We start from the raw sequence: 18,801 nt of genomic DNA on the forward strand, positions 1-18,801 counted from the left end.
AAAAGAGACTAAACAGCCTGAGTCCCTACGAATATGGGACTCAGGCTGTTTTAATATGGCTTATTCATAATTGGCTGCTTGATAGGGAAACTTCAGTTCACCGGGAGCCGAACGCTTACTGTGAGCTTTACTTCGCAAACAGCGTGCTGCTATTCGTATTGTTCTGCGGAGCATAGGCGCCGTCCCAGGTGATAAAGAAGCTTGCTCCAGTGTAGACCTCATTCAGGGCATTGCTCCAAAGCGAATAATCGAATTCCTTGAGCTGATTATTGTTGCGATCCACATGGTCTCCGCCTACGGCTGGTCCAATTTCACAGAAGCCATAAGTTTTGCCAAGCCCTTTGATGTCATTGTAAGCCATCTTGATTTCATTGTCATTGGACGGATCGTCGCTGTAGGCGTCGATGCCAATCCAAGTGACATAGCTGGAGCCGGGATAATAAGCGGCCGCGTTGGCTCCTTTATTTGGAGCATAGACAAAATTGACGTTGGACATGCCATGGGTCGTCACGATGTAATCGTACAGATTGATGTACAGGTTCTTATAGTCCATCGTGTTCTTGTTTCCCCACCAGAACCAGCCTCCGTTCATTTCATGGAAGGGTCTGTAGTAGACGGGGGATGAGTCAAACTTTTGCAGGCTAGTCACGACATTGTCAATCTGAGCCTTATAATTTTGCAGCCATACGGGGCTGGATGAATTGATGGATGAAATGTCTGTATTGGCCAAGATCTTAAAATCGGAATCAGACATCGGGGCGTTTACATTTCCACCCTGGGGATTGGGCATGTGGGTAGAAATGGTAACGATTTTACCTAAGCCTTGGATGGCTGAGGCGCTATGGGAGGTAATGGAGGCTGCATCGCTCCCCCCGTAGTTCCAGTTCAGCAGATCATAAGAGACGATGTCAGGGTTGTAGGTCTGGACAGGACTGGTGTCTACACTTCCGTCATAGCCCAGGAACATGCCAGTATAGTTGATATTACTCTCCGCGCCTGCCGTCATGGGTAGCGAGAATAATAACGCAGCCCCAGTCAGGGCGGTGATCAAGCTCTTCGTTTTCTTGAATGAATTCATATTGGTTGGTTATCCTCCTAATGATTTTTTATATCTTGCTATCGGTTAACGCAAGATAAGGTGTGTTAAGTGAAAAATGTTCTAGTACACTACCTCCTCGGATCGGCTGGTTGACTTTTACTATCAATCACAACGTACATTATTTTTAGCGAGTTGATCCCATCTTCCTATAGGAAAGGGCTTTTTGGCGAACCCTCAATTATATCGACAGCAGGGAAAAAAACTAAAATAGTTCTACTGAAGCAAAAATTATTTCATATAACAATAAACTATCAATTTCTGCAAACAGTGGTAGAGACTAAGTATGTGAAAAAGAAAATATTTCCGGTTCATTTTTATGAATTTTTAATTCACTCTTATGAATTTTGATTGCAATTATTGTTATTCTTGTACTATATAGAGAATTCATACTCGCACACTTGACGTTACATCTATTTCTACACACCATTGTTTTTAACAGAAATTAAGCAGCCTAAGACCGTATGAATATCGGACTTAGGCTGCTTAAGGTTGCTTTTTTATTACTGTTTACTTAACAGAGATCAGTTCAATTAGAGGAGGGCCTCTTATTTTGGTATGACCACATACCCAACTCTCACTCCGACAAACAGCTTATCATAAAAAATAAAAGCGAGATTACTATCAAAGATAGATAAATAATAGAAATCCATTTTCCAATAAGAGCTCCAAAATCTTTAGGATTTTTATATCCAATGATGAAACTAGGAATAAATAAAATACTCGATACAAAAATGGTGTAGTGGAACCTAGTATTATTAACAGGATTGGACCATGCTGGCATTCCTAAAAAGGAAAGCAACTGGTCTCCGAATATGTAATCGCCAAATTCAAAAGAAACAGCCATGCCAAGAAGAGATAGCAGCAGTGAAAGTGATCCCCGGCCTATTTTCTTTCTGTTGTTTCTCAACACTGTGAAGATAACCAGTAAAATCACAATTGCCTGTATGCTGTATGTCAATAACATTGAAAACATGAAGTACCTCCTCGAACATTAGAATCAAATGATCGAATGCAATTTCGCGAGTGATTATAACATATTTTGTAATACCTTCATATATGCTCACATGGAACGCAGAGCGGCCTTAGCCATACAATATTTCATCTGAATGTAAAAGGAGATGATTATGTTGGCTACCTTCTCGGCCGCGCTTCAAGTGAAAAGGCGGATGGCCAAGCGAGTCTTAAAAATGTCCGGTGTCCACGGCATTGGCGTAGGCTACAGGGACCCTGCCCATCCCAAAAGGGGAGCCGCTGTCATTGTGTACACGGACCGTCTAGCGTCGGCCTCTACTGGACTCCTGTCAGCTACGGCTTTAGGAAAGAAATCGAATGTTCCTATCCGAGTTGTAAAGTCTGGAAAAATCAGAGCTAATGCTACGGACTACAAAGTGCGCATCCGTCCGGTCATCGCCGGATACAGTGTCGGGACGATTGAAGGCTCCGGTACAACCGGACTTATCGTTGCCCCAACTGGATCGCCGGCTACACGGTATCTTTTTAGCAATAACCATGTGCTCAATCCCTCCAATACAGACAATCGGGAGGCTACAATTCAGCCAGGCGGAGCCGATGGGGGAACAGTTGCCCAGGATCGTACAGGACGACTGTATCGCTACGTGCGCTTGAATCCCACCGGAACGAACCTGATTGATGCGGCGCTTTCGCTTCCGACTCGCAACAACCTGCTCAATCCGCGTTATGCTACAGTAGGAGCCATCCCGGGTCATGTTACTGCTTATCGCGTAGGTGAAAGATTGAAGAAGGTAGGGCGTACGACCGGGCGGGTCAATGGCACGGTAGAGTCCGTCTATACGGACCTGCAAATCAATTATGGTGGAGAGTTGGGCTTATTGACCTTCGAAGATCAGACGGTTATTAGAGGTACGACTCCTGTCTCACTCCCCGGGGATTCCGGCTCTGTATGGCTCAGACAGTCCGATAATTATGCAGCCGCGGTCAACTATGCAGGTACGGCAGATGGTCGCTTATCCATAGCCTTTCCGGTGCAGTGGTTCATGCAGGTATTCAACACACGAGTAGCCCGCCCCAGCGGGGCAGGCAGCGTGCTTAGGGTAGATACAGGTTCTTCCCCTCGCTCCTATACTAGGCAACTTACCAGTGAGGAACTCGTTCGCTTAAGACCGAGAACGACACGTACTAGACGAAGCTAATTGCTCTGCTGATGGAAAAGCTGCTATTGTCTTGATAAACTGGTCGCTTTAAGAGATTTCCATAGGAAGGCTCGCTTCGGAAGCATCATCTCCCCGGATTTCTCCCCTGATTGCAGAATTAAGATAAGAAATCCGGGGCGGAGGCGATGGGAAGCACCCGCAAAAATAATTCACGATACCAATCATTTACGACGCCATTGATTCACGGTACGAATCATTCATAATACAAATCATTCACAATCTAAAACGTTAATGGCATGAAAGGAATGCATTAAATTAAATTTATAATTACATTCTAATCGGCCCCTTCAGCATATGCTTGGACTCTCAAATCATGGGCTGTAATAGCGCTACCTACCGAGGATAGATTGCGAATCTCCTGTGCATTCAAGGCCCTGTTGTAAATGATCAGCTCATCTACTGCGCCATTCAGATAAGGATCATCAAACTGGGATTTTCCAATATAGTTCCAATTTGTCAGTCCAAGGCTGGAAGGCTTTAGCGTCATATTCGTGTTACGTGTCGTCTCTATACCGTCCACATACATAATTCCCGTAGTGCCTGACAGAGTCACGGCGACATGCTTCCAGACACCTGTCGCCAGCTCTGGAGCGTTCAGCTGCTGTTCCGCTCCGTTCCCTGAGACAGTGATGGCAAAACGCATACCTGTCCCTTCGGCCTTCGGGGTCAAAAACATATACCGATCCGTTCCTGCTCCAAGATCAAACAGACGAGCCCAACCATTATGCGTGTTCACTCGTACCCACGCTGCAATGGTAAAGTCATTTAGGCTGCTAACTATTCCGCCGGGCAGGCTGGCATAGGCATCTATTCCGTTAAGGCGCAGGGCATTGCCATTCCGTCCCGTGCCCCATGAGCCGCCATTTACATTGGCCTGCTGTCCATAACCTGACGAATCGGCTGCGGTTGATCCAGTCGTTTCGTTAAATTCATAATGGGCTATTATGTCTCCGGCGGGAGTCGGGTTGCTTGTACTGGAATGAATACGGATATCGTAGTTGGCTGCTGTGCCGATATTCAGGCTGGCTGTAGTCGCAGCATTGCTAACAGCTGTGACTGAGCCGGTTTTTGTGCCGTCTATCAGTACGTCATACGTACCTGCCGCGAGTCCGGTTATCGTCACAGCAGTTGTATGAGCTGTACCTGGTGTCGTATTTTTCAACATCAGGCGGATGCTGTTCTTGGATTTGGACACGACGGCCAAGCTGTATTGATCCCGGTTCAACTCCAGACTCAGCTTTTGGGTAATCAGATGCAGACGTTGGAATACGCCGTCTTTTGGAGTAACCGTATAGCTGTTATTGCTTTCTGTAACGTCACAGCCATAACCGAACAATCCGAATATTGGATCGACAGCAACATCCGAACTTAAGATTTTAATGGCTCCAAACAGCCCCAGATCGGCTTCCCCGGACATGCCGCGCCATCCGTTAAAGAGAGGGCCGCCGTCCAGACCAAGGGCACCGTAATTGCCCTTACCTGCCTGATATGTCCAAGCTACTGCCCCGATATTGGCAGGGTCCGGGCTGATCTGTCCCGAATTAATCGCCCCGATGTTCGCCAGTTTGGCGGCATAGGATAGGCGCTGGTCCACTTCTGGCTTGGACGAATAACGACGTATCCAGTCATCCATCGCATAGCCCGCCAGCGAAGTGGTGTACTGGAAGTTCCACCAATTCTCTCCGGTGATTGTGACCGGATCGGCGTAATAGTACCAGACAGGCATATGACCGCGTGCGGCACGTGTTTTGGCATTGATTTTGCTCATCATGGTCGTATTGCCGTTCATTTTGGCAAGTGTATATACCGCTTCTTCACCTGTATTGTCATAGTTGTACTCAGAGCCATAGGGATAGGTGGTGTTTTTGAAATTGTTGTACTTGGTAGCCATTTTGGCAATCATGTCGTTAGCCTCAGTAGTCAATCCTTCTTCCTGAAGCGCCTTAATCATATCAGGTGTGGTCAGCTCACCCATAAGCCCTGTGTTCCAGTTATAAGCAACAGGACCTTCATACAACGCTTTAAAAATACGATAAGCACGTAGCAAATATGTGTTTTTGCTATTGCGATAGCTGATCAGGTTGGGATACAGCTTGGCAAGTTTATACATACTGAAAAATGTATTATAAATGTGCGGATAGGCATACCCCCGGTACGTTGGTGTCGTATTAGGCTGTGGCATCAGGAAATCAGGGACCAGATAGTCCGTATGATGGCCTTCCATCAGATTCGTCCAGATAGCCACCTCCAGATAATCATCGACAGCCTTGATCTCAGAGGCCACGGGCTTCTGGACATTTTTCTCCGCTAGAAACTGGCCATGAGTTAATCCCCAATCATCACCCCAGCCCCAGTAGCCAGCAAAGCTGTTGCGTCTGGCCTTATATTGCATCATCCAGTCATCAAACACCTTGTCCCGCAGGTCTCCTGGCACATTCCATTGGGTGCTGTTGACCATGAAGGTGGAGTGACGCTGAAGTGCAGTGTCAACCGGCTCGATGGCATAGAACTGGAGGACAGTTTTCTCGCCGTTACCGTAGTTCACCGTAATATTGTTGTGACCCAATCGGCCTAGTGTAAGCTCATATATTTTGTGGTTTGTAGGGGCATTTTCCAAATAGCTGATGTTCGTTTCGGAGGGATACTGCGCTGTGACAGACGTAATGGATTTACGGGTATGCAGATCGAATTTAGCTTTGAGATTGGTCGGGACAATCATGCCCGGGACCACGGTCACATCCACATGTCCCTCGTTGTATAGCCTGTCCTTTACAGCCTGCTCGTCCGCTACCTTGTAAAATTTAAAGGCATACGTTTTGCTTTCACCAGGGGTCAGCGATAGACTGGTGCTTCCGATATAGCCACGGTTGGTGCTTTTGATGACATTGGAGTGGATATAGAACACATTCAGTCCCTCAGACCAGCCACCTTGCTCCATAGCCCATGTACTGCCTGGATGCTCCTCGACTCTCCAGTGATCCTGATATTCAAGACCAGCACCCGTGGAGGCATCGGGCAGCAGCAGGATATACGGGCCGATGCCGCTAGGTCGTCCAGCGGTAATAAAGGAACTGTGATGACCTACAAAGGAGTGAGAGAGTACCCTGGTTTCATAGATTTGTTCGTTATTGCCACCGGACCAGTATTCGTTAAAAGGAAGCGGCAGCCCCCAATCTCCGAATTCCAGTGTTTGATTAGAAGTATTCGTTACTTTCATTTGCCAATGCAAATAGTCGTCAACCAACGAATAGGTTTCTTGTAAAGTGAAGTTACGTATTCCCTGCTGGTTGGAGGAGTTTTGATAGGATACCTGAACGCTGTTACCAGAAGAGGTGATCTGGCGTGCATCAGCAGAATTGCTTGTCCATGCCCGAGTCCACGCCCCGTTACCGAGACGATAGGTGAACATGAGTTCACCCAGCCACTGATGATCTGGCGTATTTTGTTTAGGTGCGTTGGAGCCGTTCATGACATAATTCGTATTGAAGGTGTCTCCTGTCAGACGTAAGGAAGAGATATCTCCATGATCCCCGATCGAGATGGAGAATATTTGATTAGATAGCTGTACTGCCATGCTATCAACCTCCTAACAAAGGTTCGTGAGAGTACTCACATCGTTAATATATGTGTCAGAAATATTTTTGCTACCCGATGCGAGAGAATTAATAGAAAATAGATTCATATAGATGTCCTAGAAGTCTATCAATAATGGAGGTAGAGGTATAATGAAAAGCAAATTGGAGTCACCGAAGATTCCGGCGGACTTACCCGTATTAAATGAAGAAATACGCTTCATACGATCCAAAGATGAACTTAGTGTGGGGACAGTAGAGGATGTCATTTTGGACAATCTGGAGGCAGTTAAGGTTTCATTAGAAAAGATGACCTTTAAAAATGTAACCATCATGGAATCGTCATTACCGGAAAGTGAATGGACAGACGTCATGTTTGATAAATGCGATCTGTCTAATATTAATTTTTCCGCTTCCTTTATCCATCGGGTAGAATTCAGAAATTGTAAATTGCTCGGCACGGATTTTTCGAGAAGTCGACTCCAAAACGTTCGTTTTCTGGATTGCTTAGGGGATTATTCGATGTTCCGTTTTGCTAATTTCAAGCAAGTGGGTTTTGAGGATTGTTCTTTGAAAAGTGCAGATCTTTATCATTTAACACTACAAAAAACCTTCTTTACCCGTTGCAATCTGGATCAAGTCATCCTGTCGGGCTCCAAACTCAAAGGGATAGATCTCAGTGATTGCGAATTTGATGGATTACAAGTGGAGATAGAAGATTTGAATGGCTGCATCATCTCACCGCACCAGGCTTCATCATTTGTGGGCCTTTTGGGGCTAGTGATCAAATAAGGGGATATATTCGAGTCATCTGCCGCACTAACTATACTATAAGGATAATAGACTTATTAGCGATCATTGACATTTATCCAAATAAATCGTTGCGTTTTTTTCATTGTTTCCCCTTTTCACACAACCTATAATAATGCCGTAAATGATAATCATTTTCAATGGATAGGGAGAAGGAAAGGGGCAACAAGAGTGAAGAAACAACGTGGAAAGCAAATTATACTCTGGGTAGGGAGTTTCCTCCTGTTGTTAATAATATCGGCATGCAGTACTTCTAATACGAATAGCAACGTGTCTGATGGACAGAAAGAGGAAAGTGAGAAAACTGTTCAATATACAACGATAACAGGTAAACAGGTTGAAATACCTGCAGATCCCAAACGAGTTGTTTATATTGGCCAGACAATTGGTGATTTCTTGGCGATGGGAATTCCGGTTGTTGGTAATAACCTTCCCCAAGATATTCCTAGTTACTATGAAGGCAGACTTGAAGGAATCGTTGATGTTGGAAATCCGGGTGACTTAGAGACGATTCTGAGTTTAAAACCCGATCTGATTATTAATGGTTATTACAAAGCAGAAGCAGACCATAATGAGGCATTGTCGAAAATTGCTACTACTATCCCCTTTAACCCAGCTCTTCCTTATACAGAACGTGTAAAGGAGATGGGAAATATCTTTGGCAAACAGCAAGAGGCAGCTCAATTGATTGCTAAGTATAAAGCACAGTCGAAAGAAATGTTTGATAAGTTTCAATTAACAGAAGGGGAGACAGCGACAATTTTCTACCAGTTGGGTAAAACACTTTATGTTATGGGCGATCGCAGCCTGGGTGCTATTATTTATGGGGAGAACGGTTTTGCCGTCCCACCAGCTGTACAGAAGAATATTCTTGATAAAGAAGGCGTGTCTTTCGTTAATATTTCAGAAGAAGTGCTCTCAGAATTTGCTGGTGATCATTTGTTTGTAGTTGTACAAGATGATGGTGAAAGTAAAACAGAAGCTGACCGACTGCTCCAAAGACCGATATGGGCAACTTTGCCTGCAGTTCAAAAGGGGAATGTTCATATTGTTCCCAGTGAATGGAATACAGATAATTTGTTAGCTTTGGAGCAATTGTTTGAACAGATGCCACAATGGATGGACAAACAGTAAGAACTTATTTTGGCACATTCAGTTCTTTATATCGCTAGTTTTCTAAAATAGTACATACTCCAACTATTAAAAGCTGAATTATAGTTTGTAGTTTAAAGCAGGTCATTATATGTTACAATATAACGATAATGATTCTCATTTTCAATTGTTGGAGAGTTGCTTATGAATCTAGCACCCCTGTATATTAGGCTGCAACGCTATGATAGATTTCAAGTTGACCATATAATTCCAGCGAACGGCCACATTGAGGGAATGAATGACAATGAAACAAATTTATGCACATTATTGATAGCACTCAGTCACGGCATACGGCTGTATGTAGATAGCATTGCAATCGATCTGCGACAAGGAAGCTGCATTCTGATTTTACCTGCACAGCGCTACACTGTGGAATCAAGCAACAAAGAGGCACAGCTTGCACGGTTTACCTTTGAAACCTTTAAAGTAGAAGGAATGACTTTGAATCCGGTTGCTCATCCCCCTTTGCTTTGTGGTTACCCCTATAATCTGTTGATTTCTCAAGTCAACCGAGTATTAGGAAATGAAGCATGGATAAGTAACCAATGTTGTTCCTCTCGATCCACATCAGAAATGGCTATCATGCAAGGTAGACTTCAGCTCATTCTGGGGTTGATGGCTCAGTTCGATGAGCAAGTTTCCCAGTCGCAGAACAATGAAAAGATAAACTTGGTTCAACAAACTGTGCATTATATGGAACAGCATTATGATGAGGACTTAACCGTTGAAAAACTTGCTTCCATGGCTGGAATGGTCAGATGGCAGTATAGTCAAAAGTTTAAAATAATGACTGGCAAAAAACCAAATGATTATTTGGTCCAATTACGTATAAACCATGCCAAAGGGCTTCTGCGTAATTCCACCGAGACATTGGGCAAAATATCTCGGCAAATTGGGTTTAAGGATGAATACTATTTCAGCCGGTGCTTTCATAAATTAACTGGACACACTCCGCGTGTATATTCAAATATTCATCTTCGTACTCGGCAAAGAACAGTTATCGATTCATTTGGCAGAAAGATTCATGTTCCCAAAGATACAACACGTATTGTGACGGATGGCAAATTTACGCTTGGAGAATTAATCGTTTTAGCCATGCCCCCTATAGGGGCGGCCATCTCGATCATGAAAGATAACGTGATTTATCACAATAAGTTGCGAAATATTCATAATCTCGGGCATTGGGCAGATCCAGATAAAATTGCACAATTACAGCCGGAGTTATTATTGCTTAGCTATGTTCATCCCGAACAAGATTTGCAGAAACTAGATGCGATCGCTCCTACTGTTATACTGAACAGTAGGTTTAGACTATTTGAACGGTTACGGTATATCGCTAAGCTAGTTGAACGTAGTAACGCTGCGGAGAAATGGATTACCAGATATGAGAACAAAGTAAGATGGGTACGAAGGCAATTAGCGGATGCTTATGTTGCTGGAGAGACGGCTGCTGTTTATCTCAAGTTTGGTGCAAAACTTTATATTATGGGCCAGAGCGGATTGGCTGCCACTTTGTATGAATCTCTTGGCTTTCGTCCTTCTGCCAATGTGATGAACCTAATCGAGCAAGGGCAAGCATGGATAGAAATTCAGCAGCATCAAATGAATCACTATGCTGGAGATCGCAATTTCGTCTTAGCTCCTCGCCAGGAATTGCAAACGGTTGCTCACTGTTCACATATCGCGGCTTTAGCCGATTTAAGTAACGGTAAGACTCATTTTGTGGATACTACATGGAACTATGATGATCCCATTACACGCGGACGGTTGTTAGAGGTGCTACCGTATATTTTTAATAACAAAATTAAGTGATTAGGGGAGGCTTAAACCCTAATCACTATTAGTTTAACTTTCGTCACAGGCTACTCTTCATCTTTTTCATATCGTTGCCGTCTCAATTTTCGAGCACTTATATTTTTATCCAATAGCTTTAATTGTCGTGCTACGGTATACCCTATCAGGTATGCAGCGGCAGATGTGTTGCCATCGACCGTGAAGGGGATGATGGAAGCATCGGCAACGATTAAATTTTTGACTCCATGCACGTTACCTTTGCGATCCACGACGCCTCCTTTATCTAATGGAGCCATGCGAAGAGAACCTTGCTGGTGATGATTATGTCCAAAATTTTGCTTGATAAACTCCTCCAGGCTGGAGTCATCGTCAATAACCTCGAGCGTCGGAGAAACAAGCTGATATGATGGGTCAATGGCCGTTAGCTCTGCTGCTATGTTCTTGACATAAGTTTTATATATGTTTTTCACCGCTTCCATGTCCTCGGGATTCGAGAGGAAGCCTTCGTCTGCAAGCACGATTTTCAGAGGGTCATTGTTTTGTAGCTTGATCGATCCCCGGCTTGCAGGGCGTAAGTAAATCAAAGCTAGGGTGAGCATGCCTTCCGAACCCATACCTAACATTTGAACCGCCCGACGATTATTCTTCATTCCGTTGGGATCAGGTAAGAAGGCTCCACCCGTATATAGAGCGCTCGGATCATTCGAAGGTAGTGGGCGATCACTGGGGTTGGTTGAGAAGGAGGCGAAGTTCAGTGTATGGTTACGCAGGCGTTTGCCTACGCTGGGATTATTAAATACTACAGAAATCCCTTTATCTTTAAGTGATTTTTCTGGCCCGATTCCGGAAAGCATTAATAACTGGGCGCTGTTAATGCCTGCTGAAAGGATAACCTTCTTCCGCGCATAAGCTTGAGTACATGTTCCTTCCTGTAGGAATTCCACTCCTACAGCGCGCTTATTAGTAAAAAGAACGCGCAGGGTTGTTGATTTAAAGAAAACCCTCAACTTGCGGCCGTTTACGCCCTGGCCGGAAGGAGTCATAATGACTGGCGAGAGAAAAGCGGTTGAAGAGTTTTCCCTTCGGCCATCTGGCTTCTGGTACAACTGCCATCGGGTAAAGGGGCCAAGCGGGGTTTTAGGATCGTTATAATCGAGGATTTCCGGGAAACCTGTCGCACGTTCAATGGCCAAGGTTAGTTTCTTCGCCATAGACGTAGGATTTACAGGGGCTTGCCTGATATCGATCCGTCCGCTATATCCGTGGACCTTTGGGTTATTCGTAGCTCCATTATAGTTTTCTAGTTTTTTGAATCGGCGAATAGCTCTTCTAGGTGACCATAATGGGCCCAACAGCCTTTCCCACTCTCTGAACACAGCCGAAGTAGGTCGTACATACTGCTCGCCATTAATGGAAGAACCCCCGCCTAGCAGGCGTCCTGTGGTCCATTCGAATGACCGATCATCTACTCCATTTTGTGGAATGCCTTCCCCTTGCCAGAAGTATTCGGGGAAGAATTGTTCCTCTAGCTCCAGGGCAAAGGTAGAGTCCCTAATGGGTTTGTCTTTATCATTATTTTCCCCTGCTTCCAGCACAAGAACCGATGTTTGCTTATCATCCGTAAGGGTTTTCGCTATTACAGCACCCGCAGGGCCTGTTCCTACAACGATATAATCATAAATTAATTTGTTTTTCATAGAGCTCTCCTTTAGATAAATGGGCTAATGTAGAATATAAATTTGTTTTGTCCTATGTTCCATTCATAACAAAAAAAGATCCGCCTAAGCGGATCTCTTGTATTTATGGAGTGCTTATTTCTTTTTAGCACCTGGTCCTACGGGCTTCGTTGTCAAAACATTAAGCGCATCGCGCACTTCTGTGGCGAATACAAGTGGCTTTTCTACTTTTTCGAAGTGGATGTACCAAAGATTGGGGTTATCGAATAGCCAGTGATTGTGCAGTGCCGTCACTTTGACCCCATGTTTACGCAGTCGAGAAATAAACGGATTAATTTCTGCGGTCAAAATCACGGTTTCGCCAAGACATAATCCTTTTCCGTTACGGCCAATACTTTCGAAAGAAAAAGCCTGGGGTATGGCAAGAAAGGATCTGGCCTTTTTCCCTAAAATGATCGGCTTGATGTTACTTCTGACAGTAGAAGCAGTACATACTCCGTTAACGATTTGAGGTGTTGCTTTTAATATAGCAGCAAACTTTTTACAAAGCGGACTAATTGCCATTTCTCTCACTCCAATTCTTTTAAATTACTAGCATCATATGAAAAAGTAAGGGAATGGGAAGGGCAAGTCTTCTTTATCGTCAGTCTAATTTGATATATACAAGTGAGAATGCGGCACTCTTTTAAAACCTCAGCTTCGCTACTAATACTGATTTTTAATATGGTCCCATGCCTGACGCAGACGTTTAATACCTTCAATAATTTCTTTCTCCGTTAAGTGGGCAAAGTTAAAGCAGGCTGAAGGAGGTCCTGGTGTCAGCTGGTAATCAGCGGCATCACGCCATGTGACTCCGTAAAATCGTGCTGTCTGCATCAGGTGACGATACTGGGCGGGGCCGTACTTCCAGATAGCATAGGCATGCAGGCCGCAATCGTTCTGATGCCAGTGGAACAGTTCACTTAACGACTGTATTTCATGCTGGAACACGTCGTAGCGTGATCTGTATATTCGAGTCATCCGCCGCAAATGACGAACGTAATCTCCGCGCATCATAAAACGCGCCAGCGCACGCTGCTCCAAGCGGGCAGGCGGGAGGGGATCATATAGTCGTTTGGCAGCAGTCAGCGCCTGAGCCAATGCAACAGGCAGAATGGCATACCCAAGTCGAAGGCTGCTGAACATGCTTTTGGAAAAGGAACCGACATAGATGACACATTCCGCTCGATCCAATGCTTTTAACGGTTCGATGGGGCGTCCTGCCCAGCGGAATTCACTGTCATAATCATCCTCAATGATCCACGCCCCCTTCGACGCAGCCCATTGTAAAATATGTTGACGGCGTGTTAATGGTAATACAGCACCGGTGGGAAACTGCCGTCCAGGCGTGATGAACAGGAGCTTGGCATCCCAATCCTGTGGAATAATTCCATGCTGGTCCAGCTCAGCAGCGTGTATCTGTCCGCCTGAGGCAGTCACTGCACGATAGATGCCGGAATAACAGGGATTCTCCAATACAATGTTATTCTGTTCATGAATAAGCAGCTGGCTTAATAGCGTGATCACTTCCATGGAACCGCTGCATAATACGACTTGATCCGGGGTGGCCGTAATTCCGCGTGTTCGGCCGACATGATGACAAATCGCTTCACGCAGCCAGTTATCACCGTTCACTGGTGCAGGTGCCGAGTCATCCGTAGGCTTCTGCAAATCTTTGCCAGCGGCAGCCAATGCGCTTTTCCAAGCAATCTGTGAGCTGCCCTCCAATACAATTTCATCTGCTGAAAAAGAAATCAGAGGCTGATGTGTACTGTCTCTATCCGTAGCAGACACAGAAGTCGAGTATAAGGCTCGTTCCCTTTCGAGCTGCATTATTCGTTGTCCCCATGCTGACAGAGTAGGGGCTTTTTGCTTTGCAATAGACGGAGCTTGGCTCTGCTGATCGATTAGAGATTCGTCTGGCAGCATTGCAGTCTGTTCCATAACAAAGGTTCCTCTGCCTACTACCGAATTTACATATCCTTCTGCCAACAGCATATCGTATGCTTCTTTAACACTCCCACGCGAAATTCCATACATCACAGCCAGATCGCGACTGGAAGGCAGGCGCGTACCACTGGCAAGAGAGCCAGTGAGAATTCCCTCTCGAAGAGCGTGATACAATGCCAGGTATTTCAAATGATATTTTTGAATCGCACGTTGATAGGCAATCGTAATGTCCATGTTTTTCTCCTTATATTGGACCAGTCATTTTCATTTATATTGGGTCTTTTTAATAATCCATTTTCAACATAATCTGAAACGTATCGTTGGTCAATAGATGGAAGGAGAGATACCTATGAGAAGAAAAGAATTTACGGTGGCGGAACAAGAAGAAATAGAGGAGTTTCTGAACGAGGTCAGTTTCGGTTTTTTGGGCATGAACAGCGAGGATGGTTATCCGCGTGTGGTTCCTTTGAATTTCGCTTATGGCAATGGTGTTTTTTATATTCATGGCAGCCGTGCTGGAGAAAAGATGGAACGAATGAAAGAGGATCATAGAGTCACTTTTTCAGCTGCCAAAGAGTATGCACTTATTCCGTCTTATTTTACGGATGAACATATGGCATGTCCTGCCACTTCATTTTTTAAAAGCATTACCGTACGTGGACATGCAGAGCATGTAGTGGATTTGGAGGAAAAGGCGTTGGCATTTTCCATTTTTATGAGAAAGCTGCAACCCGAAGGTGGTTATGATCCGATCGATGCCAGCGATTCTCGTTATGCTTCACGTTTGAAAGGGGTCGCTCTGATTAAAATCATCCCGAATGAATGGACTGCCAAGTTTAAATTCGGCCAAAATGTCAAAGGGGAGGAACGCCAGCAGATTATCGACGGTTTGCAGCAACGGGGACTGGATGATGATCTGACAACAATTGAAATGATGCGCAAATATTGTCCTCATCAATGATAGGTGTATAACGCCAATATAAAAATTTAATTTCGATAACTCATTCCTGCTCGCTCATCCGTCTTATTGGTTAATTATACCTTGAAGGGGATGCCCTAGATTTTCCAAGACTTTCAGTCCTTCTGTATTAGGACTTTTGAAGGAAAGGTATATATCATCCTCAAGCCCGTTGTTCTTACTGCAAAGGAATTTTATAATACGATAGATTTGTGGTGTAAGGGGGCAAGACCGTGATGAGAGCTGGAGTCAGAAGTCGGGAAAGTCGGCAGTTGTTACTGGAAGCGGGGGCTGAAGAGTTCGCTCAGACGGGGTTTTATCAAACAAAGGTAAGTTCGATTGCGGCACGCGCAGGATTAACGCAGCCGGATTTTTATATTCATTTTGAAAGCAAGGAACAAATGTATGAGGAGCTTGTCGAGAGCTTCCGTACTTTGGTGAATGAGACGGTACAAAATATGAAGATTGGCCCGGACCTAAGTGAAGCTGAAATTTTGAGACGGGGACAAGCTTTTCTCGAAGCTATTTTTCGCATGTTGTCTAATAATCCGGCGATCACCCGTGTCGGATTTTACCAGGCGACAGACTCGGTACACATCAAGGCGGATATGGCGGAGCACATCAAGAAGCATCTGCTGGCGGCACAGCGCTGGGGGTCCTGCCGTGAGGAACTGGACCCTGAACTGACAGCAGAATGCGTGATCGGTTTGATTGAACGACTGACGTTAACGAAATTGCTGCCTGGACGTGAAAGCCCGTCTGTACTTGCCAAGCAGGCACGAAATCTCTTGTATCATGGCATGCTAGCATCCGAAGAATAACATGATCACATCCCAGCCCCAAACCTACATTTGGGCAGGCAGGTGCGTCATTTGTCCCTATCATGGACGACAGCGTAAGCATAAGATGCTCTTGTAAACCATGAAGGGAGGAATCACCATGTCTGGAGTAGGCGCTGGTTATGGAGCTTTTACATCTACAGGAGCGATTCTGGTACTTTTCATTCTGCTCGTTATTATTTCCAAAGCTTTCGTTATCTAATTCGCAGCTTGAGAATTTGATTGCGAACGGTTTGTTATAACCGACAGAGGGAGGAGGAATTTAAAATGGGTGAAGTAGATAGATGCTGTGGCGGCTATGGCATGATGACTTCCACTGGTGTAATTTTGGTATTGTTCATTTTGTTGGTTATCATCACACGCACTTTCTTCATCTAAATCGCTATTCATGGGCTTGAGCACCGATGCTTCGGGTCTATGACCATGCAATTCCAAATAGGAACCGTCTCTAATCGAGGCGGTTTCTTTTTCGGTTGAAAGTTTACGTTGACGTTAACGTTATATAAGCGTAGTATTTTATATATAATCTTTTTCATAAGGTGGGTGTCATGGTTACGTATAAAATTGATGAGGTCGCGAAGCAAAGCGGTTTGACCAAGCGAACTATCCGTTATTATGAGGAAATCGGCTTATTACCCTCCCCGCAGCGCAGTGAAGGAAATATGCGGCTGTATACGCAGGAGGATGTGGATTTACTTAAAAAAATAGTGAGTGCCAAGGAAGTGCTTGGGTTTTCTTTGCAAGAGCTTCAGCGTTATATGTCTGCAGCAGAAATGCTGAAGGGACAGCGAGAGGAATATCGCGAGCGAACGGAGCATCTACAACCGATCGAGCGACGGGCCATGTTGGAGGATATGGAACGTACGCTGAACGAACAGTTGGAATTAATGGAGGGAAAAATCAATAGCATCCGTATGCTCCAGACTGAATTGGAAGAGCTGCGGATCAGGGTTCGTGAACGCAAAATCCTTTTGGATGAGGAACTTGATCACAACCCATCATAACAAGAATATTTACATTCAGATGTGGAGGTAACATTGTATTATGAGTTCACAACATGCATTACCTGAGGAGTTAAAAGAACGATCAGGCTTGCTGTCGCAGCCCAAAGCCGTATGGGCGGTCGCCTTTGCCTGTGTTATTTCATTTATGGGTCTGGGATTGGTCGATCCAATCCTGCCGGCCATTGCCGATCAGCTTCATGCTACGAAAAGCCAAGTGTCATTGCTGTTTACCAGCTATAATCTGGTGACGGGCGTTGCCATGCTGATTACAGGCGTCGTATCTAGTCGATTGGGTGTCAAATGGACGTTATTAACCGGAATTTTATTTATTATTGTGTTTGCCGGACTGGGCGGCACGGCCAATACAGTTGGTGGAATTGTGGGTTACCGGGCAGGATGGGGCCTGGGGAATGCTTTGTTTATCGCAACAGCGTTGTCTGCGATTGTAGGTCTGTCCACTTCTGGAACAGCAAAAGCGATTATCTTATACGAAGCGGCATTGGGGCTTGGGATTTCAGTCGGCCCGCTGTTGGGCGGTGAGTTGGGTTCCATTTCCTGGAGAGGTCCGTTTTTCGGTGTAGCTGGCCTGATGGTTATTGGATTTTTGTTCATTACGTTTATGCTGCCTTCCATTCCAAAGCCGAAAAAACGAGGTTCCATTGCGGACCCATTCAAAGCGCTGAGTTATCCTGCCTTGTTCACGCTCGGTATCGTAGCGTTGTTATATAACTTTGGATTCTTTACGTTGATGGCGTATTCTCCATATGTTATGCATTTAGACGAGCATGGTTTGGGTTATGTATTTTTCGGTTGGGGAATTATGCTGGCCTTTACCTCGGTGTTTGTAGCTCCCAAGATTCAAGCACGCTTTAGCGTGGTATCTTCCATTAGTGTCATGCTGACGCTGTTCGCTATTGATTTAGGTGTTATGGCGATTGGGACTTTAGCAGGCTCGCCAGCGACTGTCATTGTAGCCGTCATTGTGGCTGGTATTTTTCTGGGAATTAATAATACATTGATTACGACTGCTGTTATGCAGGCCGCTCCAGTGGAGCGTTCCACAGCATCTGCGGCTTACAGCTTTATGCGCTTTTTGGGCGGGGCTATTTCACCGTGGCTTGCAGGGAAGCTATCAGAGTGGTACTCAGCAGAAACTCCGTTTTATTTTGGAGCATTGATGGTACTGATTGGTGTAGCTGTGCTGATCGTACGTCGCCGACATATGCAGGATATTCAGGTAGATGCACACTAATATTGAACTTCTGGGGAGGAAAAGAGCATGAGCGAATTCAAACATATTCTGGTCGCAATTGATGGTTCGGAACACGCTATGAAGGCGTTGGAGTCAGCGAAAACGTTGGCCAAGCAGCTTCAGGGGGATTCGCATCTGACTGTGCTGCATGTAAATCCGGCTTTATCCATGAATGAGCCCCCAGTTGGGATTGATGTGGATGAGCGGATCGAAGAGGAAGGTCGTCATATTCTGGAGCCTGCAGCCGACTACTTGAAGGACGAGGGCATTTCATACCGTATGATGGCGGGTCATGGGGATCCAGCGAGTGTTATTTGCGAGAGTGCGCAGCAGGAAAAGGCGGATCTGATCATTATGGGAACACGGGGACAAGGACTGGTTTCGGAGCTGATCCTGGGTAGCGTGAGTCATCATGTGATTCAGCATGCACCTTGTCCGGTGCTGACAGTAAAATAGATCTTAGA

16 protein-coding genes are annotated in these 18,801 nt (G+C 45.1%); 10 read left to right on the plus strand and 6 right to left on the minus strand.

Annotated features, from left to right (window positions below; all coding sequences use genetic code 11):
- Positions 1–127 precede the first annotated feature (127 nt).
- Positions 128–1,078, minus strand: a complete 951-nt coding sequence (locus ABEW32_RS13250) for a glycoside hydrolase family 26 protein (protein WP_430188339.1) — start codon at positions 1,076–1,078, stop codon at positions 128–130.
- Positions 1,079–1,673: 595 nt separating this feature from the next.
- On the minus strand, positions 1,674–2,072 hold the full coding sequence (locus tag ABEW32_RS13255; protein WP_430188341.1) for a hypothetical protein: 399 nt from the start codon (positions 2,070–2,072) through the stop codon (positions 1,674–1,676).
- Between the two features lie 151 nt (positions 2,073–2,223).
- On the opposite strand from ABEW32_RS13255, the gene ABEW32_RS13260 reads away from it, so the two are divergent.
- The gene (locus ABEW32_RS13260) at positions 2,224–3,270 is read left to right on the plus strand and encodes a hypothetical protein (RefSeq protein ID WP_430188343.1); all 1,047 of its coding nucleotides are present in this window, start codon (positions 2,224–2,226) and stop codon (positions 3,268–3,270) included.
- A gap of 295 nt (positions 3,271–3,565) precedes the next feature.
- On the opposite strand, the gene ABEW32_RS13265 is transcribed toward ABEW32_RS13260, so the two are convergent.
- On the minus strand, positions 3,566–6,865 hold the full coding sequence (locus ABEW32_RS13265; RefSeq protein ID WP_430188345.1) for a DUF5695 domain-containing protein: 3,300 nt from the start codon (positions 6,863–6,865) through the stop codon (positions 3,566–3,568).
- A gap of 151 nt (positions 6,866–7,016) precedes the next feature.
- Between ABEW32_RS13265 and ABEW32_RS13270 the strand changes: the two genes are divergently transcribed.
- The 3 genes from ABEW32_RS13270 to ABEW32_RS13280 all read left to right on the plus strand — a co-directional run bounded on the left by ABEW32_RS13270 (position 7,017) and on the right by ABEW32_RS13280 (position 10,637).
- Complete coding sequence (locus ABEW32_RS13270; RefSeq protein ID WP_430188347.1) at positions 7,017–7,655, plus strand: pentapeptide repeat-containing protein; 639 nt, start codon at positions 7,017–7,019, stop codon at positions 7,653–7,655.
- A 189-nt stretch (positions 7,656–7,844) separates the two neighbouring features.
- Positions 7,845–8,807 carry an ABC transporter substrate-binding protein gene (locus tag ABEW32_RS13275; RefSeq protein ID WP_430188349.1) on the plus strand — a complete coding sequence of 321 codons (963 nt, stop codon included), beginning with the start codon at positions 7,845–7,847 and terminating at the stop codon, positions 8,805–8,807.
- Positions 8,808–8,969: 162 nt separating this feature from the next.
- Positions 8,970–10,637, plus strand: a complete 1,668-nt coding sequence (locus ABEW32_RS13280; RefSeq protein WP_430188351.1) for a helix-turn-helix domain-containing protein — start codon at positions 8,970–8,972, stop codon at positions 10,635–10,637.
- A gap of 50 nt (positions 10,638–10,687) precedes the next feature.
- Here the strand turns inward: ABEW32_RS13280 and ABEW32_RS13285 are convergent, their stop codons facing one another.
- The 3 genes from ABEW32_RS13285 to pdxR form a co-directional block, all read right to left on the minus strand.
- Positions 10,688–12,316: a GMC family oxidoreductase gene (locus ABEW32_RS13285; protein WP_430188353.1), complete on the minus strand. Its 1,629-nt coding sequence runs from the start codon at positions 12,314–12,316 to the stop codon at positions 10,688–10,690.
- A 114-nt stretch (positions 12,317–12,430) separates the two neighbouring features.
- Positions 12,431–12,859 (minus strand): DUF1259 domain-containing protein, encoded by a 429-nt coding sequence (locus ABEW32_RS13290; RefSeq protein ID WP_430188355.1) that lies wholly within the window; start codon positions 12,857–12,859, stop codon positions 12,431–12,433.
- A 141-nt stretch (positions 12,860–13,000) separates the two neighbouring features.
- Complete coding sequence (gene pdxR, locus ABEW32_RS13295; protein WP_430188357.1) at positions 13,001–14,518, minus strand: MocR-like pyridoxine biosynthesis transcription factor PdxR; 1,518 nt, start codon at positions 14,516–14,518, stop codon at positions 13,001–13,003.
- A 115-nt stretch (positions 14,519–14,633) separates the two neighbouring features.
- Between pdxR and ABEW32_RS13300 the strand changes: the two genes are divergently transcribed.
- From ABEW32_RS13300 to ABEW32_RS13325, 6 genes are all read left to right on the plus strand, one after another.
- Entirely contained in the window at positions 14,634–15,245 is a 612-nt protein-coding gene (locus tag ABEW32_RS13300; RefSeq protein ID WP_430188359.1) for a pyridoxamine 5'-phosphate oxidase family protein, read from the plus strand.
- A gap of 233 nt (positions 15,246–15,478) precedes the next feature.
- Positions 15,479–16,063, plus strand: coding sequence for a TetR/AcrR family transcriptional regulator (locus ABEW32_RS13305; RefSeq protein WP_430188497.1), 585 nt, complete (start codon positions 15,479–15,481; stop codon positions 16,061–16,063).
- 118 nt (positions 16,064–16,181) lie between these two features.
- Positions 16,182–16,283, plus strand: a complete 102-nt coding sequence (locus ABEW32_RS13310; protein ID WP_014599460.1) for a hypothetical protein — start codon at positions 16,182–16,184, stop codon at positions 16,281–16,283.
- Between the two features lie 346 nt (positions 16,284–16,629).
- Complete coding sequence (locus ABEW32_RS13315; protein ID WP_430188361.1) at positions 16,630–17,085, plus strand: MerR family transcriptional regulator; 456 nt, start codon at positions 16,630–16,632, stop codon at positions 17,083–17,085.
- Between the two features lie 40 nt (positions 17,086–17,125).
- Positions 17,126–18,337, plus strand: a complete 1,212-nt coding sequence (locus ABEW32_RS13320; protein WP_430188363.1) for an MFS transporter — start codon at positions 17,126–17,128, stop codon at positions 18,335–18,337.
- 27 nt (positions 18,338–18,364) lie between these two features.
- A complete protein-coding gene (locus tag ABEW32_RS13325) occupies positions 18,365–18,793 on the plus strand; it encodes a universal stress protein (RefSeq protein ID WP_430188365.1) in 429 nt (142 codons plus the stop codon).
- Positions 18,794–18,801: the final 8 nt, after the last annotated feature.

The organism is Paenibacillus jamilae, from assembly GCF_050482105.1.
Lineage (GTDB): Bacteria > Bacillota > Bacilli > Paenibacillales > Paenibacillaceae > Paenibacillus > Paenibacillus jamilae_B.

Coding starts and splice junctions, on each gene's coding strand:
- ABEW32_RS13290 (WP_430188355.1), bottom strand. CDS start 12,859: ATGGCAATTAGTCCGCTTTGTAAAAAGTTTGCTGCTATATTAAAAGCA.
- ABEW32_RS13255 (WP_430188341.1), bottom strand. CDS start 2,072: ATGTTTTCAATGTTATTGACATACAGCATACAGGCAATTGTGATTTTA.
- pdxR (WP_430188357.1), bottom strand. CDS start 14,518: ATGGACATTACGATTGCCTATCAACGTGCGATTCAAAAATATCATTTG.
- ABEW32_RS13300 (WP_430188359.1), top strand. CDS start 14,634: ATGAGAAGAAAAGAATTTACGGTGGCGGAACAAGAAGAAATAGAGGAG.
- ABEW32_RS13285 (WP_430188353.1), bottom strand. CDS start 12,316: ATGAAAAACAAATTAATTTATGATTATATCGTTGTAGGAACAGGCCCT.
- ABEW32_RS13310 (WP_014599460.1), top strand. CDS start 16,182: ATGTCTGGAGTAGGCGCTGGTTATGGAGCTTTTACATCTACAGGAGCG.
- ABEW32_RS13260 (WP_430188343.1), top strand. CDS start 2,224: ATGTTGGCTACCTTCTCGGCCGCGCTTCAAGTGAAAAGGCGGATGGCC.
- ABEW32_RS13320 (WP_430188363.1), top strand. CDS start 17,126: ATGAGTTCACAACATGCATTACCTGAGGAGTTAAAAGAACGATCAGGC.
- ABEW32_RS13270 (WP_430188347.1), top strand. CDS start 7,017: ATGAAAAGCAAATTGGAGTCACCGAAGATTCCGGCGGACTTACCCGTA.
- ABEW32_RS13265 (WP_430188345.1), bottom strand. CDS start 6,865: ATGGCAGTACAGCTATCTAATCAAATATTCTCCATCTCGATCGGGGAT.
- ABEW32_RS13280 (WP_430188351.1), top strand. CDS start 8,970: ATGAATCTAGCACCCCTGTATATTAGGCTGCAACGCTATGATAGATTT.
- ABEW32_RS13305 (WP_430188497.1), top strand. CDS start 15,479: ATGAGAGCTGGAGTCAGAAGTCGGGAAAGTCGGCAGTTGTTACTGGAA.
- ABEW32_RS13250 (WP_430188339.1), bottom strand. CDS start 1,078: ATGAATTCATTCAAGAAAACGAAGAGCTTGATCACCGCCCTGACTGGG.
- ABEW32_RS13315 (WP_430188361.1), top strand. CDS start 16,630: ATGGTTACGTATAAAATTGATGAGGTCGCGAAGCAAAGCGGTTTGACC.
- ABEW32_RS13325 (WP_430188365.1), top strand. CDS start 18,365: ATGAGCGAATTCAAACATATTCTGGTCGCAATTGATGGTTCGGAACAC.